Source organism: Geomonas paludis (assembly GCF_014193585.1).
Taxonomy (GTDB): Bacteria; Desulfobacterota; Desulfuromonadia; order Geobacterales; family Geobacteraceae; genus Geomonas; species Geomonas paludis.
Window position 1 is genome coordinate 377509 of the sequence record NZ_BLXY01000001.1, and the last position, 15441, is coordinate 392949.

15 protein-coding genes are annotated in these 15441 nt (G+C 61.6%); 13 read left to right on the forward strand and 2 right to left on the reverse strand.

What is annotated here, in order from left to right:
* Nucleotides 1–34: 34 nt before the first annotated feature.
* A complete protein-coding gene (gene uvrB / locus H7687_RS01635) occupies nt 35–2023 on the forward strand; it encodes an excinuclease ABC subunit UvrB (RefSeq protein WP_183344408.1) in 1989 nt (662 codons plus the stop codon).
* 242 nt (nt 2024–2265) lie between these two features.
* Here uvrB and pcnB read toward each other — a convergent pair whose 3' ends face one another.
* On the reverse strand, nt 2266–3702 hold the full coding sequence (gene pcnB, locus H7687_RS01640; RefSeq protein WP_183344418.1) for a polynucleotide adenylyltransferase PcnB: 1437 nt from the start codon (nt 3700–3702) through the stop codon (nt 2266–2268).
* Nucleotides 3703–3807: 105 nt separating this feature from the next.
* On the opposite strand from pcnB, the gene H7687_RS01645 reads away from it, so the two are divergent.
* The 5 genes from H7687_RS01645 (at nt 3808) to H7687_RS01665 (ending at nt 6714) form a co-directional block, all read left to right on the forward strand.
* Entirely contained in the window at nt 3808–4110 is a 303-nt protein-coding gene (locus H7687_RS01645) for a nitrous oxide-stimulated promoter family protein (RefSeq protein ID WP_246404508.1), read from the forward strand.
* A gap of 136 nt (nt 4111–4246) precedes the next feature.
* A complete protein-coding gene (locus H7687_RS01650) occupies nt 4247–5011 on the forward strand; it encodes an ATP-binding protein (RefSeq protein ID WP_183344422.1) in 765 nt (254 codons plus the stop codon).
* Between the two features lie 147 nt (nt 5012–5158).
* Nucleotides 5159–5764, forward strand: a complete 606-nt coding sequence (locus H7687_RS01655; RefSeq protein ID WP_183344424.1) for a peroxiredoxin — start codon at nt 5159–5161, stop codon at nt 5762–5764.
* 164 nt (nt 5765–5928) lie between these two features.
* A complete protein-coding gene (locus H7687_RS01660) occupies nt 5929–6339 on the forward strand; it encodes an exosortase system-associated protein, TIGR04073 family (protein ID WP_183344425.1) in 411 nt (136 codons plus the stop codon).
* 3 nt (nt 6340–6342) lie between these two features.
* Nucleotides 6343–6714 (forward strand): exosortase system-associated protein, TIGR04073 family, encoded by a 372-nt coding sequence (locus H7687_RS01665; RefSeq protein WP_183346005.1) that lies wholly within the window; start codon nt 6343–6345, stop codon nt 6712–6714.
* Nucleotides 6715–7024: 310 nt separating this feature from the next.
* On the opposite strand, the gene H7687_RS01670 is transcribed toward H7687_RS01665, so the two are convergent.
* Nucleotides 7025–7258: a hypothetical protein gene (locus tag H7687_RS01670; RefSeq protein ID WP_183344427.1), complete on the reverse strand. Its 234-nt coding sequence runs from the start codon at nt 7256–7258 to the stop codon at nt 7025–7027.
* A gap of 277 nt (nt 7259–7535) precedes the next feature.
* On the opposite strand from H7687_RS01670, the gene H7687_RS01675 reads away from it, so the two are divergent.
* The 7 genes from H7687_RS01675 (at nt 7536) to obgE (ending at nt 15271) form a co-directional block, all read left to right on the forward strand.
* On the forward strand, nt 7536–10025 hold the full coding sequence (locus H7687_RS01675) for a TIGR03960 family B12-binding radical SAM protein (protein ID WP_183344429.1): 2490 nt from the start codon (nt 7536–7538) through the stop codon (nt 10023–10025).
* A 214-nt stretch (nt 10026–10239) separates the two neighbouring features.
* Nucleotides 10240–11730 carry an Rne/Rng family ribonuclease gene (locus H7687_RS01680; RefSeq protein WP_183344431.1) on the forward strand — a complete coding sequence of 497 codons (1491 nt, stop codon included), beginning with the start codon at nt 10240–10242 and terminating at the stop codon, nt 11728–11730.
* A gap of 21 nt (nt 11731–11751) precedes the next feature.
* Nucleotides 11752–12930: a formate-dependent phosphoribosylglycinamide formyltransferase gene (gene purT, locus H7687_RS01685; protein WP_183344433.1), complete on the forward strand. Its 1179-nt coding sequence runs from the start codon at nt 11752–11754 to the stop codon at nt 12928–12930.
* Nucleotides 12931–13111: 181 nt separating this feature from the next.
* Nucleotides 13112–13417 carry a Rieske (2Fe-2S) protein gene (locus tag H7687_RS01690; RefSeq protein ID WP_183344435.1) on the forward strand — a complete coding sequence of 102 codons (306 nt, stop codon included), beginning with the start codon at nt 13112–13114 and terminating at the stop codon, nt 13415–13417.
* A 119-nt stretch (nt 13418–13536) separates the two neighbouring features.
* Nucleotides 13537–13845, forward strand: coding sequence for a 50S ribosomal protein L21 (gene rplU / locus H7687_RS01695; RefSeq protein ID WP_015718499.1), 309 nt, complete (start codon nt 13537–13539; stop codon nt 13843–13845).
* Nucleotides 13846–13918: 73 nt separating this feature from the next.
* A complete protein-coding gene (rpmA, locus tag H7687_RS01700) occupies nt 13919–14176 on the forward strand; it encodes a 50S ribosomal protein L27 (protein WP_183344437.1) in 258 nt (85 codons plus the stop codon).
* Nucleotides 14177–14254: 78 nt separating this feature from the next.
* Entirely contained in the window at nt 14255–15271 is a 1017-nt protein-coding gene (obgE, locus tag H7687_RS01705; protein WP_183344439.1) for a GTPase ObgE, read from the forward strand.
* Nucleotides 15272–15441: the final 170 nt, after the last annotated feature.

Here is a 15441-nt window from a genome sequence, read left to right on the forward strand (position 1 = left end):
CCAAGGCGCACCCCATACTGTTAATATCCTGCGCATGGACAAATTCGAACTGGTTACTGGTTTCCAGGCGCGGGGCGACCAGCCCCGCGCCATCGAAGAACTTTCCGAAGGGGTGCTGCGCGGCGACCAGCACCAGGTCCTGCTCGGGGTCACCGGCTCCGGCAAGACCTTCACCATGGCGCAGGTGATCGCCAGGTGCAACCGCCCCGCCCTGGTGCTCGCCCCCAACAAGACCCTGGCGGCACAGCTCTACGGAGAATTCAAGGAGCTGTTCCCCAACAACGCCGTAGAGTACTTCGTTTCCTATTACGATTACTACCAGCCCGAAGCCTACATCCCCTCCTCGGACACCTTCATCGAAAAAGACTCCTCGATCAACGACGAGATCGACAAGTTCCGCCATGCCGCCACCAGGAGCCTGTTGACCCGGCGCGACGTGATCATCGTCGCCTCGGTTTCCTGCATCTACGGCATCGGTTCGCCCGAATCGTACCAGGAGATGCAGATCCGGGTACGCGAGGGGGACGACCTCGGGCGTGACGAGCTGTTGAAACGGCTGGTGGAGATCCAGTACGAAAGAAACGACGTGGACTTCCACCGCGGCAGCTTCCGGGTGCGCGGCGACACCGTCGAGGTGTTCCCGGCGCACGACGACGAACGGGCAATCCGGATCGAGTTCTGGGGCGACACCGTGGAGACCATCTCCGAGATCGACCCCCTGCGCGGTGTGCAGCTGCAGAAACTGCCGCGCTTCGCCATCTACCCGGCGTCGCACTACGTGGCGAGCCGCCAGACCCTGGAGCGGGCCGTCGAGCAGATCCGGCTCGAGTTGGAGGAGCGTATCCGCTACTTCAAGGAGCAGAACATGCTCCTGGAGGCGCAGCGCATCGAGCAGCGCACCTTCTTCGACATCGAGATGATGGAGCAGATGGGCTTTTGCCAGGGGATCGAGAACTACTCCCGGCATTTCGACGGGCGCCGGGCGGGGGAGCCGCCCTACACCCTGATCGACTACTTCCCCGACGACTTCCTGCTGGTGGTGGACGAGTCCCACATCACGGTCTCCCAGGTCGGCGGGATGTACCGCGGCGACCGCAGCCGCAAGGAAACCCTGGTCAACTTCGGATTCCGGCTCCCCTCGGCCCTGGACAACCGGCCGCTCACCTTCCAGGAGTTCAGCAGGAAGCTGAACCAGGCCATCTACGTCTCGGCGACCCCCGCGGAGCACGAGCTGAAGATGTCGGGGGGCGTCGTGGTGGAGCAGTTGATCCGCCCCACCGGCCTCATCGACCCGGTGATCGAGGTGCGTCCCGCGGCGGGGCAGGTGGACGACCTGCTGCACGAGGTCAGGCTCACCTCCGAGCGGGACGAGCGCGTCCTGGTCACCACGCTCACCAAGAGGATGGCGGAGGAACTCACCGACTACTACCGCGAGCTTGGCATCCGCGTGCGCTACCTGCACTCCGACATCGATACCTTCCAGCGCATGGAGATCCTGCGCGACCTGCGGCTGGGCGAGTTCGACGTGCTGGTGGGTATCAACCTGCTGCGCGAGGGGCTGGACCTCCCCGAGGTGTCCCTGGTCGCCATCCTCGACGCCGACAAGGAAGGGTTCCTGCGCTCGACCCGCTCCCTGATCCAGACCTGCGGCCGCGCCGCGAGGAACGTGTCCGGGCGGGTGCTCATGTACGCGGACAAGATAACCGGGTCCATGAAAGACGCCATCGACGAGACCATCCGGCGCCGCGAACTGCAGCAGGCCTACAACCTGGAGCACGGCATCACGCCCGAGAGCGTGAAGAGGCTGATCGCCAACGTGCTGCAGGCCCCCGAGGAGAAGGACTATGTCACCGTCCCGGTGAAGGGCGAGGATTTCCTCAACCCGAAGGACCTGGAGAAGACCCTGAAACGGTTGAAGAAGGAGATGCTGGCTGCGGCCAAGGCCCAGGAGTTCGAGCGGGCGGCGGAGTTGCGCGACAAGATCAAGAGGCTGGAAGTGGCGGAAATAACGAAAGGCAGTTGACAGCAGAAGCTTGGCAATCGAACCGACCCTGGTCCCCTCTCCCTCTGGGAGAGGGTGCCCGAAGGGCGGGTGAGGGCGGTGCTAGCAAGGAAATCCCCTCACCCTAACCCTCTCCCGGAGGGAGAGGGGATTGCGGACGGCTGCGGCGCATAAAGCAAAAAGCCCCTCGAACCGGTGGTACGGGTGAGGGGCTTTTTCTGCTCCCGCCCCCGGAGGGGGAGGGCTGGGGAGGGGGGAAATCCTTATTCCGGCGCTCCTCCGGGTTTCCGGCGCCGCCTTCTCCGGCGCCGCTTTTTCTTCGCACCCTCGGCGGCTGCCGCCTCACCTTTCGGCTGCGGCGCGGCTTCCACTCCCTCCGCCTGCTGCGCGGCGAAGCGCTCCCACCAATCTGCCAGCGAGCGCTTGGGCGGCGTGAGCTGCTCCATGAAACGCAGGTACTGGAGCGCGTCGCGGAAGCCGAGCCGCGCCACCACGCCGCGGCCGTTGCGCCCCGGCGTCTTCTGGAAGCGATGCTGCATGTTGAGGATGTCACGTACCGCCACCAGCACCCGGTTGGGGACCGAGACGGTCGGAGCGAGTTCGCCGGCGAAGGCGGCCACCGCGGCATCGGTCGCCTGCTGCGGGGGAAGCCCCTCGTCGCGGAACTGGGCTACCTTCTCCTCCAGGTACTCCCCAAACATCAACGCAATCAACAGCGGGGGGGTGACGGCGATTCCTTGCCCGATCTGGTCATCCGCCCATTCCAACGCCTTGCCGACGCGGACGTGGGGATAGCAGTCCGATTCGCGGGACAGCCAGGCGTCAAAGTGGGGGAAGAGGGGCTCGAACAGTCCGCTGTGGCGCATCATCTGGTAGGTACGTTCCCCGGCGCCCATGAGCAGCAGCTTCAGCACCTCCTCGTAGAGGCGCGGCGGGGTCGCCTTGTTGATGGTGCCGCACAATGCCTCGATGGCGGCCTCGGTGCGCGGCTCGATGTTGAAGCCGAGCATGGAAGCGAAACGGATGGCCCGGATCATGCGCACCGGGTCTTCGGTGAAGCGGACCATGGGGTCGCCGATGGTGCGGATCAGCCCGTTTTTCAGATCCTCCATGCCGCCGACATGATCGATGATGGAGAAGTCGGCGATGTTGTAGAACAGGGCGTTGACGGTGAAGTCGCGGCGGACAGCGTCCTCTTCGGGGGTGCCGAAGACGTTGTCCCTGAGCACCATGCCGTCTTCGCTCTTCAGGATGGGCGGGCCATGGTGGTGCCGGCGGCGTCTCCGGTCACGCTCCTCTTCGAGCTGCTCAGCCTCGGCAGCAGCCTCGCCGGGCTCTTCGGGAGCAACCTCGGCAACTTCCTCGAGGGCGGCCTCGGCCGCATCGACGGTGGAGCGGAAGGTGGCGACCTCTATGATCTCGTCGTGGAAATGGATGTGGGCGAGGCGGAAGCGGCGGCCGATCAGGCGGCAGTTGCGGAACAGCTTCTTGAGCTGGTTGGGCGTGGCGTCGGTGACGACGTCGAAATCCTTGGGCTCACGTCCCAGGAGCAGGTCCCTGACGCCGCCGCCTACCAGGTAGGCGATGAAGCCGTGCTCCCTGAGCTTGTAGAGCACCTTGACGCCATTGGGGCTGAGCAGCGAGCGAGAGATGGAATGCTCTCCACGCGGGATGATGACTTTTTCCATGTTAGTGTTCATTCGCGGGAAAGTAGCATAAAACCGCCGCAAAGGCAAAGGGTGCGGAGTTGATTTTATTGACTTTGGTCATGACTTCTGTGGATTTGTTCTGCTATGGTGGCGAGCATGGAAAAGCAAGCGAAACAGGAAAAAGACATTCGGATTCTGGAAACCTTCATCGGCTGCTACTGCCGGAGCAAGCATAAAAGTCCGAAGGGCGTGCTTTGTGAGGAGTGCTCCGAACTGTTGGCTTATGCCAAGCTGAAGCGGGAAAAATGCCCGCTCGATCCCAAGCCGACCTGCAAGCATTGTCACGTACACTGCTACGGCAAGGCGCAGCGCGCCAAGGTCCGCGAGATCATGGCCTATTCCGGCAAGCACCTGATGCTGCGCGGCCGCCTCGATCTGCTCTGGCACTACTTTTTTTAACGGCGGTTCTACGTTCTAGGTTCTACGTTCTACGTTAGAACCTGGAGTATGAACTCAGGACCACAGCAACAGTCAGCTTTTGCTTTTAACTTAGAACGTAGAACATAGAACGTAGAACGGACTTTAGGGGGTTAAGATGATCAGGAAAATCGTGCACATAGACCAAGACAAGTGCGACGGCTGCGGGCTTTGCGTTCCCTCTTGCGCGGAAGGCGCGATCAAGATCGTGGACGGCAAGGCCCAGATCGCGGCGGACAACCTGTGCGACGGCTTGGGCGCCTGTCTGGGCGAGTGCCCGCAGGACGCCATCACCATTATCGAGCGCGAAGCCGACGAGTTTGACGAGGCCGCCGTCGAAAAGCATCTGAGCGCGCACGGCGCGGCGCCGGCAACCCACGGCCACGGCCATGGCCACGGCCATGGGCATGGGCATGGGCATGGGCATGGGCATGGCGGCGGCTGCCCGGGCTCCCGCGTCCAGAGCTTCGCACCGGCCCCGTCGGCTCCGGCAGCGACGACCGGGTCGATCCAGAGCCAGTTGGCCCAGTGGCCGGTGCAGCTGCACCTGGTCCCGGTAACGGCGCCTTACTTCAAGGATGCCGAACTGCTCATCACCGCGGACTGCGTCCCCTTCGCCTACGCGAACTACCACCAGGACTTCCTCGCCGGCAAGGCGGTGGTGGTCGGCTGCCCGAAGCTGGATGACAACAACGCCTACCTGGCCAAGCTGACCGAGTTGTTCCGCGTCTCCGGCATCAAGGGCATTACCGTCCTCAGGATGGAAGTCCCCTGCTGCGGCGGCATCGTGATGGCGGCGCGCCAGGCCCTGGCGGCTTCGGGCATGGAGATCCCGTTCCGTGAGGTAACTGTCAGTATTCGCGGCGAAATAGTGGAGCGCTAAGAGACACGCGTAGGAGGAAATCGGGCCTTCCGAAAGGCCCAAAGGACAAATAGGACGCTTTTTATCTTTTTTGATTGACACGGGATTGGACCGCTGGTACAGTTGCTCCCATTAGAATCCCAATCAGCCGAAAGGAGAACAGAACCTATGAGTCTTACTACCTTGGTGACTAAGGAAGCGCCCGATTTTACTGCACAGGCGGTACTGCCCGATAACTCCTTCGCAGAGCTCACTCTGTCCAAATATCGCGGCAAGTACGTCGTCCTCTTTTTCTACCCGCTCGACTTCACCTTCGTTTGCCCCTCCGAAATCCTCGCCTTCGACAAGAGGGTGGCGGAATTCAAGGAGAAGAACTGCGAAGTGATCGGCGTCTCGGTAGACTCCAGGTTCACTCACCTGGCCTGGAAGAACACCGCGGTGGAAAACGGCGGCATCGGCAACGTGCAGTACCCGCTGGTCGAGGACCTCGACAAGTCCATCGCCAGGAGCTACGGGATCCTGCTGAACGAGTCGGTCGCGCTGCGCGGGCTCTTCCTCATCGATACCAAGGGCGTTATACGCCACGCCGTCATCAACGACCTGCCGCTGGGCCGCAGCGTCGGCGAGGCGCTCAGGATGCTGGACGCGCTCCAGTTCGTCGAGACCCACGGCGGTGAAGTCTGCCCCGCCAACTGGCAGGAAGGTGAGGAGTCCATGAAGGCTTCCACCAGCGGCGTCGCCGAATATCTCGCCAAGAAACACGGCAAGAAGTAACATCCACACCAGACATTGAATGAAGAAAAGGCGCGGTTTTTCCAACCGCGCCTTTTTTGTTACTGTCCTCAGCAATGACAGAGGTAGTGCTGTCTTGCCAATGAAAGCCATCTATGCTACAAGAACATAGCATTTATCGACATGTAGCTCAAAAAGGAGTCGACATGCGTATCAAGGCGACCTTGTTATCTCTGTTGCTGCTCATGGTTTTTGCTACCTCTTCGTTTGCTTTGGAAGGTCAGCAACCTGAGGCGATTGCCGAGAAGATGGCGTTCAAGCTGGTTCGCGGCGTGACCAACACGGTGACCTCCGTGGTCGAGGTGCCCAAACAGTCCTACCTGATGGTGCGGGACCGCGGCGGCATCGGCTACGTGGTCGGCCCCCTGAAAGGCGCGGGCATGGCCTTCTACCGCCTGCTGACCGGCCTGACCGAGACCGTCTTTTTCGCGGTACCCCAGCCCGGCTACTACGATCCCCTGATCACCCCGGAATTCGTCTGGGAAGGGTGGGAAGAAAAAAGGGTCGAACCGAGAGGCCAGAGCGAGGCGCAACCAGCTCAGGGCAAGGGAGAGTAGATGATGCAGAAGAAGTTTGTCGTTCTGGCCATACTGGCGCTGGCCCTGGTGCTCACAGCAGAAAAAGGGCGTGCCGCCGAGATGCAGACCATCGATACCGCCTCGCCGCAAGAGGTGGTGGACGGCATGGCCAACAAACTGGCTCGTGGTGTCGCCAATATCGCGACCGGGTGGTTGGAACTCCCGAAGCAGATTTACATCACCTGCAAGGAAGAAGGGGCGGCCAAGTGCGTCACCGTCGGTCCGCTGAAAGGGATAGGGATGACGCTGGTGCGTACGGCATCGGGTGTCGGTGAGACAGCCACCTTCTTCCTGGCCTACCCCGGCTTCTACGCCCCCTACCTCGATCCGGCCTACGCCTGGCAGAAGGAATAGGCGGACCGGGCACCGCTGCTCCGAAACGCAAAAAAGATCCAAGGCACGTTCCGCAGCCGGAACCCTTGGATCTTTTTTTTGCCCGGCCACGAAAGTGGCGTAGCAGTATCCCCTCGCCCTCCGGGAGAGGGGCAGGGGTGAGGGCGATGCAATTGGCGACGAGCTACCTTGCGGGCCCCAGCCCTCACCCGCCCTACGGGCACCCTCTCCCGGGGGGAGAGGGACTTACCGTATTGGCATCGCAAATAAGGGAATAAAAAAAGGCCGCATCGTGAGATGCGGCCTTTCGCAATTACCCGTTAAGGGGAAATTACTTTGCAGCCGGAGCAGCAGCCGGAGCTTCTTCTTTCTTCTCTTCTTTCTTAGCAGCGGCTTTCTTAGCAGCTTTTTTCTTCTTCGGAGCAGCTTTCTTAGCCGGAGCTTTCTCTTCTTTCTTAGCCTCTGCAGCCGGAGCAGCAGCCGGAGCAGCGTCAGCAGCGAAAACAACACCAGCGAAAGCAACAGCAACAAGAGCAGCAACTACGGAGGACAGAACTTTTTTCATGGTAATTCTCCTTTTGCAAAATGGGTTGGTACCCGACACAGAGCAGGTTGCGTGCCAATCTCTCATTATAAGCGTAAACAGTTGAAAAACGGTGTGGCGGCAGTAGGGTGGCTGCGGACTCTCATGATAATGCCGCCGCATATGCTCCAATGAGTACCGCATATGCGGTATGGTTCGTGGAGAGCCGTCCTGTAGCCGAGGGTATATTGCTTGCCAGCGCTTCCAATATTTTGTTATTATGGCCGGTCACGGCTGAGCCGGGCTATATGGGGGATTTTTGAGCAATAACATACTTTTGTCAGTGGAAAAACCCGCCCGCTACATGGGTGGGGAGATGGGAACAGTTGCCGACCGGGAAGGAGCGCTCCGCTTTGTGCTCGCCTTCCCTGACGTATATGAGATAGGGATGAGTCATCTCGGGCTGCAGGTCCTCTACGGCGTCCTGAAAGGAGTGCCGTGGGTCATGCCCGAGCGCGCCTACGCGCCGTGGCCCGACCTCGAGGAGTCGCTGCGCGCCGAGGCCAAGCCCCTGGTCACGCTGGAGGCAGGAACGCCCCTGGCGCAGGCCGACATCCTCGGTTTCACCCTGCAGTACGAGCTTTCCTACACCAACATCCTGAACATGCTGGATCTCTCCGGGATCCCGCTGCTCGCCTGCGACCGGCCCGAGGGGTATCCGCTGGTCATCGCCGGCGGCCCCTGCGCCTACAATCCGGAACCGCTGGCCGACTTCTTCGACGCCTTCCTGATCGGCGACGGCGAGGAAGCGGTCATCGAACTGGCCGACTGCGTGCGGGCCGCGAAAGAGCAGGGCATTGCCAAGGCGGAACTCCTGGAACGCCTGGCACGGATCGAGGGGGTCTACGTCCCCTCCCTGTTCGAGGTGAACTATCACGACGATGGCAGGATCGCCGCCATCGCTCCCAGGAAGGAGTGGTACCAGAGCGTGCGCCGGCGTTTCGTCGCCGACCTGGAGACCGCCTATTACCCGACCTCTCCCATCGTGCCGTTCCTGAAGACGGTGCACGACCGGGTCAGCGTGGAGATTTCCCGTGGCTGTACGAGGGGTTGCAGGTTCTGCCAGGCAGGGTATATTTATCGGCCTGTGCGCGAGCGCAGCCCGGAGCGGGTCTTCTCGATCATGGAAGAGGCGCTGCACAACACCGGCTACGACGAGATTTCGCTCCTCTCCCTCTCCACCGGCGACTATGGCTGCCTGACCCCGCTGCTGAAAGGGCTCATGGACCGCTACTCGGCCCAGAAGAAGGCGGTCTCCCTTCCCTCGATGCGGGTCGGGAGCTTGAGCGACGAGATGGCCGAGGAAATCCGCCGGGTGCGCAAGACCGGCTTCACCTTGGCCCCCGAGGCGGGGAGCGAGCGGCTCAGGAGCGTGATCAACAAGGGGATTACCGAGCAGGCGCTCCTGGAGAACGCGGCTTCCGTCTACCGTAACGGGTGGCGTCTCATCAAGCTCTACTTCATGATCGGCCTGCCGACGGAGACCATGGAGGATGTGGACGGGATCGTGGAACTGTCGCGCGAGGTGAAGCGGCAGGGGAAATTCGCCGGCAACGGCGGCGACGTCAACGTCTCCGTATCGAGCTTCGTGCCCAAGCCGCACACCCCGTTCCAGTGGGAGCCGCAGATCAGCGAAACCGAGATCGTGGAGAAGCAGCGCTACCTGCGCGACGCCCTCAAGAAAAAGAAGCTGATCATGAAGTGGCAGGATGCCTCTCTCTCCGGCATGGAGGGGGTCTTCGCCCGCGGCGACCGCAGGCTTGCCAAGCTCCTCATTGAAGCGCATCGCCTCGGCTGCCGTTTCGATGGCTGGTGGGAACATTTCGATCGCCTCAAATGGGCGCAGGCCTTCGAGAACTGCGGCATCGATCCCACCTTCTACCTCAGGCGCCGTGAACTGGACGAGGTGCTGCCCTGGGATCACATCGACTGCGGCGTGACCAAGTCCTTCCTGCTCAAGGAGCGCGAGGCATCGCTCATCGGCGCCGCCACCCCTGACTGCCGCTTCGATCGCTGCACCGGCTGCGGGGTATGCGACTTCAAGGAGATAAAACTGCGGCTCAACGAGCCGGTTCCCTTCGACACCTACGCCAGCCAGGCCATGGTCCCGGAGCCGACCGAAGACGCGCAGAGGATCCGGATCCGTTTCGAGAAGGTCGGCCGGATGCGTTTCTTGAGCCACCTGGAGATGCTGACCCTGTTCACCAGGGCGGTGGGGCGCTCCGGCATCCCGATCCGCTTCTCTCAGGGATTCCATCCCCACCCGAAGTTCTCCTTTGCCACCGCGCTCTCCGTCGGCATCGAGTCCTACGCGGAGTACATGGACTTCGAGGTCGATGCCGGATATACGGCAGCCCAGCTGCAGCAAGCGCTGAACGCGACCCTCCCGGAGGGGGTGCGGGTGCTGGAGGCTGATGAGATCGACCTGCGCGCACCGGCGCTGTCCGTCATCATGGACAAGGTGCGCTACCGCGTGACGCTTCCCGAGGAGTTGGCGGTCGACCTGGAGGCCAAGGCGGCAGCCTTCCTTGCCCTGGAGTCGTCGCCGGTCAAGCGCGAGAAGAAGGGGAAAGCGACCGAGTTCGACCTGCGTCACGAGCTGGCCGAGCTGAAGGTCGAGGGGCGGGCGCTGGAGATGGTGGCGGGGCGCGGCAAGCTGGTCGAGTTCGTCGGCGCCATCCTCGGTGTCCCCAACGATGCCTTGAAAGAGGCGCGGCTGGAGAAGCTGGAAGTCATCTTTAAACCGTAACGGAGGTTCAACGTTCAACGTTCGCCCAGGGCGCTGCCTGTCGCCAAGACTCGGTGACGGCGGGTCCATCGGCTCCGGCGTTGAGGCCGTGACCTTGTTGCTGGTGCCGTCGGGACGCATGCGGCGCCACCAGAACTGACGTCGAACGTTGAACCTTGAACGTTGAACATCTTTTTGATCTGTTTTTGAATTTTATATACAGGAAGGGGTTAGCATGGGAAACGAGTTGGTCATCAACACCACCTCCCACGAGACCCGCATCGCGCTCATCGAGAACGGCACCATAGCGGAGCTGTACGTCGAGAGGAGCAGGGTGAAGGGGATCATCGGCAACATCTACAAGGGAAGGGTGGTCCGGGTGCTGCCGGGCATGCAGGCGGCGTTCGTGGACATCGGGCTGGAAAAAGCGGCCTTCCTCTACGTGGCGGACGTGTTCGACGCCATGGACGAGTACGACAGCTACATCGAGCCGGAGGAGGGTGAGGAGCCGGTGCCGCACCCGCTGCACCCGATCGAGGAACTGCTGCAGGAAGGGCAGGAACTCCTGGTGCAGATCTCCAAGGAGCCGATCGGCACCAAGGGGGCGCGCATCACCGCCCACATCTCGCTCCCGGGACGGCACCTGGTCTACATGCCGACCGTGGACCACGTCGGCATCTCCCGCCGCATCGAGGACGAGGCCGAGCGCGAGCGCCTGAAGGAGATCGTCGACCGCATCAAGCCGGTCGGCGGCGGATTCATCGTCAGGACGGTCTCGGAAGGAAAGAGCGAGGAGGATCTGGTTGCCGACCTGCACTACCTCACCAAGCTCTGGGACGAGATCGCCAAGAAGAAGGACAAGGCGGGTGCACCGACCCTGATCCACTCCGACCTGGACGTGACCCAGAAGGTGGTGCGCGACATCCTTACCGAGTCGGTCGAGCGGATCGTGGTCGATTCCAAGCCCGAGCACGACAAGATCGTCCAGTTCATCAGCACCTTCATGCCCAAGATGAAGTACTCCATCGAGCTCTACGACGAGGAGGAGCCGATCTTCGACCACTTCGGCCTCGAGGTGGAGATCAGCCGCGCGCTGGGACGCAAGGTCTGGCTGAAATCGGGCGGCTACATCATCATCGAGCAGACCGAGGCGCTCACCGCCATCGACGTCAACACCGGTCGCTACGTCGGCAAACACAACCTCGAAGACACCATCCTCAAGACCAACCTGGAAGCGGTCAAGGAGATCGCCTACCAGCTGCGCCTCAGGAACCTGGGCGGCATCATCATCATCGACTTCATCGACATGGAGAAGGAGGTGAACCGCGAGAAGGTCTACGGTGCGCTGGAGGAGGCGCTCAAGAGCGACAAGTCCAAGACCAACATCCTGAAGATCTCCGAACTCGGCCTGGTGGAGATGACCAGGAAGCGCGTGCGCGAGAGCCTCGGGCGCATGATGTGTGAGCCCTGCCCGTACTGCGAGGGGCGCGGCTACGTGAAGTCCAAGATCACCGTCTGCCACGAGATCTTCCGCGAGCTGCGTCGCGAGATGCTCGACATCCGCGGCACCAAGGTGATGCTCACCGTGCACCCGCAGGTGGCCGATCTCCTCTACGACGAGGAGCGTCGCGGTCTCGAGGAGCTGGAGAAGAACTTCAAGAAACGTATCACCGTGCGCGCCAAGCCCGGGTTCCACCAGGAACAGTTCGAAGTAGCAGTCAGCTAATTTAAATATCCAGGAGAAAAGATGATTGGCACGCCGCTGAAAAATGGTGCGACGAGGATGATGCTGTTGGGCTCGGGTGAGCTCGGCAAGGAAGTGGCCATCGAGGCCCAGAGGTTCGGGATCGAGGTGGTCGCGGTGGACCGCTACGCGGATGCGCCGGCGATGCAGGTCGCGCACAGAAGCCATGTCATCGACATGCTGAACCGTGAAGAACTGGACCGGGTGGTACGCCTGGAAAATCCCGCCTACATCGTGCCGGAGATCGAGGCGATCAACACCGAGTACCTCCTGGAGCTGGAGAAGGAAGGCTTCAACGTCGTTCCGACGGCGCGCGCCACCAACCTGACCATGAACCGCGAGGGGATCCGTCGCCTCGCCGCCGAGGAACTGGGCCTCCCCACCGCCGCCTACCGTTTCGCCACCAGCATGGAGGAGTTTGGCGAGGCGGTCGCCGCCATCGGCCTTCCCTGCGTAGTGAAGCCGATCATGAGCTCGTCGGGCAAAGGCCAGAGTGTCCTGCGCGACGCGGGGGACATGGAGCGCTGCTTCAAGTACGCCATCGAAGGGGCGCGCGGCGCCTCCAACAAGGTCATCGTGGAGCAGTTCATCCCGTTCGACTACGAGATCACCCTCCTGACCGTGCGCCACGTGGGCGGCACCAGCTTCTGCCCTCCCATCGGCCACCGCCAGATCGACGGCGACTATCACGAGTCGTGGCAACCGACCCCGATGACGCCTGCGGTGCTGGCCGAGGCGCAGCGCCAGGCGGAGGCCGTGACTGGGGCCTTGGGGGGGCGCGGCATCTTCGGGTGCGAATTCTTCGTCACCGGCGACAAGGTCTGGTTCTCCGAGGTTTCCCCCAGGCCGCACGACACCGGCATGGTCACCATGATCTCCCAGAACCTGTCCGAGTTCGAACTGCACGTGCGCGCCATCCTCGGGCTGCCCGTGCCGGAGGTGGTGAGCCAGGGGTGCGCGGCATCCCACGTCATCCTGGCCGAGGACGCTGCCGCCGAGGTGGGGTTCGAAGGGGTAGCCGAGGCGCTGGCCGTTCCCAACAGCAAGCTGCGCCTGTTCGGCAAGCCCGACACCAGGAAGGGGCGCCGCATGGGCGTCGCGCTCGTGTCTGGCGCCGATTGCGACGAGGCCCGCGCCAAGGCCGAGCAGTCGGCCCACTGCGTGAAGATCGTCAAGCGGTAATGTGTGTTGGTGCTCCTCCCCCCGGAGGGGGGAGGTTGGGAGGGGGGCTGCAGTCGCTGACCAAAAGGAATTTCCCCCTCCCTGTCCCTCCCCCTCCGGGGGCGGGGACGTGAATGGGCTGCGGTAGCAAAAACTGACTGATTGAATACAGCGGGACCACATCTAAAACCGGAGGTGTTCCATGGTATTTGCCGCGAAAGTTTCCGAGATTCCTGAATTTGGCAAGAAGCTGGTCGAAGTCGGCGGGGTGCAGGTCCTCCTGGTTAAGACCAAGGGGACGATCTACGCCTGCGAGCACGAGTGTCCGCACCAGGGGGCGCCGCTGCAGGGGGCACTGATCAAGGAGGCCGGCAAGCTCTCCTGCCAGCGTCACGGTTACCGCTTCGACCTGGTAACCGGCGTCTGCGCGGAGCACAAGGAATGCGTTCCGCTGAAGATCTACCCGGTAGAGATCCGCGGCGACGAGGTTTTCGTGGATCTCGATTAACCTGTGCCGCTTACTCAGCAGAAAAAAAGCGAGTGGCAGAAAAAAACCTTGACTCAAAATACTTTTCAAGATAAGTTTGACCGCTCAATTGTAAATCCAGAGTAAAGGTGGTGAAGTACATGTACGCAGTAGTCAAAACCGGAGGGAAGCAGTATAAAGTTTCCGAAGGCGACTTTCTCAAAGTCGAAAAGCTGGAGGGTGCGGTAGGTGATACCGTCGAAATCTCCGACGTCCTGATGGTTGGCGGCGATAAGGTTGTTATCGGAACACCTTTAGTGCCCAGCGCCTCTGTTGTCGGCAAGATTGTCGAGCAGGGCAAAGACAAGAAGATTCTGGTCTTCAAGTCCAAGCGCCGGAAAAACTCCAGGAAACTTAACGGGCACCGTCAACTCAGGACTATTCTGTTGATTGAGAAGATTAACGCCTAGGTAATATTCAAACGGCGGTGCGGCAGCCGGGATTCGTTGGGATCAGGGCCGCTACCGGCAGAAGGAGCAGAAAATGGCACACAAGAAAGGCGTCGGTAGTTCCAGGAACGGTCGCGACTCCGACGGCCAAAGACTTGGTTGCAAGAAGTTTGGCGGCGAAGCCGTCAAAGCTGGCAACATCATCTACCGTCAGCACGGCACCAAGATCCACCCGGGCAACAACGTGGGCCTTGGCAAGGATTACACGCTGTACGCCCTGATCGAGGGCGTGGTGAAGTTCGAGCGTCTGGGCAAAGACCGCAAGAAGGTCTCCGTCTACCCGGCCAACTAGCCAGCGCAGTAGAAACAAAGTGTGAAAGCCCGGAGCCGCAAGGTCCGGGCTTTTGCCGTTTGCACAGGAAAATAGTTAATGAGTTTCATTGATGAAGTAAAAATATATGTGAAGTCCGGTGACGGCGGCGCAGGGTGCGTGTCGTTCCGGCGTGAGAAATTCATTCCGCTGGGCGGGCCCGACGGCGGCGACGGCGGCAAGGGTGGCGACGTGGTTTTCAAGGTGTCGCCGCATCTCTCCACGCTGCTCGACCTGCGCCAGCATCCGCACCAGAAGGCCGGCCGCGGCAGAAACGGCATGGGCAGCGACCGCCACGGCGCCAACGGCGAGGCGAAGGAGATCCTGGTGCCGCGCGGCACCGTGATCAAGGACGCCGAGACCGACGAGATCCTGGCCGATCTCACCGAGCCGGATTCCTGCATCGTGCTCCTCAAGGGGGGACGCGGCGGGCAGGGCAACGCCCGCTTCAAGACCGCGACCCACAAGGCGCCCAAGTTCGCCCAGCCGGGTGAGCCGGGCGAGGAGCGCTGGATCCGCCTGGAGCTGAAGCTGATGGCCGACGTCGGCCTCCTGGGCATGCCGAGCGTGGGCAAGTCCTCGCTGATCAGCAAGATCTCGGCGGCGCGCCCGAAGATCGCGGAATACCACTTCACCACGCTCAAGCCGAACCTCGGCGTGGTCAAGTACAAGAACTACCGCAGCTTCGTGATGGCCGACATCCCGGGCCTCATCGAGGGGGCGAGCGAAGGGGCCGGGCTTGGCCACCGTTTCCTCAAGCACCTGGAGCGCACCGGGCAGTTGTTGCACCTGCTCGACCTCTCCTGGATGCCGGACCGCGACCCCATCGCCGAGTACGAGGCGATCAACCGCGAGCTGGCCCTCTTCAATCCGGAACTGGCCGAGAAGCGGCAGACCGTGGTGGTCAACAAGATCGACCTGCCGCACGTCAAGGAGAACCTGAAACAGGTGCTCCCCTACTTCGAGGAGCGCGGCATCAAGGTTTTCCCGATTTCCGCCGCGACCGGTGAGGGGATACCGGAACTCCTCGATGACATCGCCCTGAACCTTTGGGGCGAGCCGGACGAGACCTGGTAAAAATCGAAAAAACGAAGTGTGAAGAAGGGGAGGGCCGGCAGGCCGCTCCCCTTTTTTGTGGCCGAAGTCCGGGACTGAAAGGAGGAATTCCTGAGGCGGTAATCCAGAAAAGACATGATAGACTAACGTTTGTATTTTTTAATAATGACACAGGCAGACGATCCGAATGT

Bases quoted from the DNA above. Each gene is read 5' to 3' on its own strand.
- H7687_RS01680 (WP_183344431.1), top strand. From the start codon at position 10,240: ATGGGAAACGAGTTGGTCATCAACACCACCTCCCACGAGACCCGCATC.
- H7687_RS01690 (WP_183344435.1), top strand. From the start codon at position 13,112: ATGGTATTTGCCGCGAAAGTTTCCGAGATTCCTGAATTTGGCAAGAAG.
- H7687_RS01645 (WP_246404508.1), top strand. From the start codon at position 3,808: ATGGAAAAGCAAGCGAAACAGGAAAAAGACATTCGGATTCTGGAAACC.
- rplU (WP_015718499.1), top strand. From the start codon at position 13,537: ATGTACGCAGTAGTCAAAACCGGAGGGAAGCAGTATAAAGTTTCCGAA.
- rpmA (WP_183344437.1), top strand. From the start codon at position 13,919: ATGGCACACAAGAAAGGCGTCGGTAGTTCCAGGAACGGTCGCGACTCC.
- H7687_RS01670 (WP_183344427.1), bottom strand. From the start codon at position 7,258: ATGAAAAAAGTTCTGTCCTCCGTAGTTGCTGCTCTTGTTGCTGTTGCT.
- H7687_RS01650 (WP_183344422.1), top strand. From the start codon at position 4,247: ATGATCAGGAAAATCGTGCACATAGACCAAGACAAGTGCGACGGCTGC.
- H7687_RS01665 (WP_183346005.1), top strand. From the start codon at position 6,343: ATGCAGAAGAAGTTTGTCGTTCTGGCCATACTGGCGCTGGCCCTGGTG.
- pcnB (WP_183344418.1), bottom strand. From the start codon at position 3,702: ATGAACACTAACATGGAAAAAGTCATCATCCCGCGTGGAGAGCATTCC.
- uvrB (WP_183344408.1), top strand. From the start codon at position 35: ATGGACAAATTCGAACTGGTTACTGGTTTCCAGGCGCGGGGCGACCAG.
- purT (WP_183344433.1), top strand. From the start codon at position 11,752: ATGATTGGCACGCCGCTGAAAAATGGTGCGACGAGGATGATGCTGTTG.
- obgE (WP_183344439.1), top strand. From the start codon at position 14,255: ATGAGTTTCATTGATGAAGTAAAAATATATGTGAAGTCCGGTGACGGC.
- H7687_RS01660 (WP_183344425.1), top strand. From the start codon at position 5,929: ATGCGTATCAAGGCGACCTTGTTATCTCTGTTGCTGCTCATGGTTTTT.
- H7687_RS01655 (WP_183344424.1), top strand. From the start codon at position 5,159: ATGAGTCTTACTACCTTGGTGACTAAGGAAGCGCCCGATTTTACTGCA.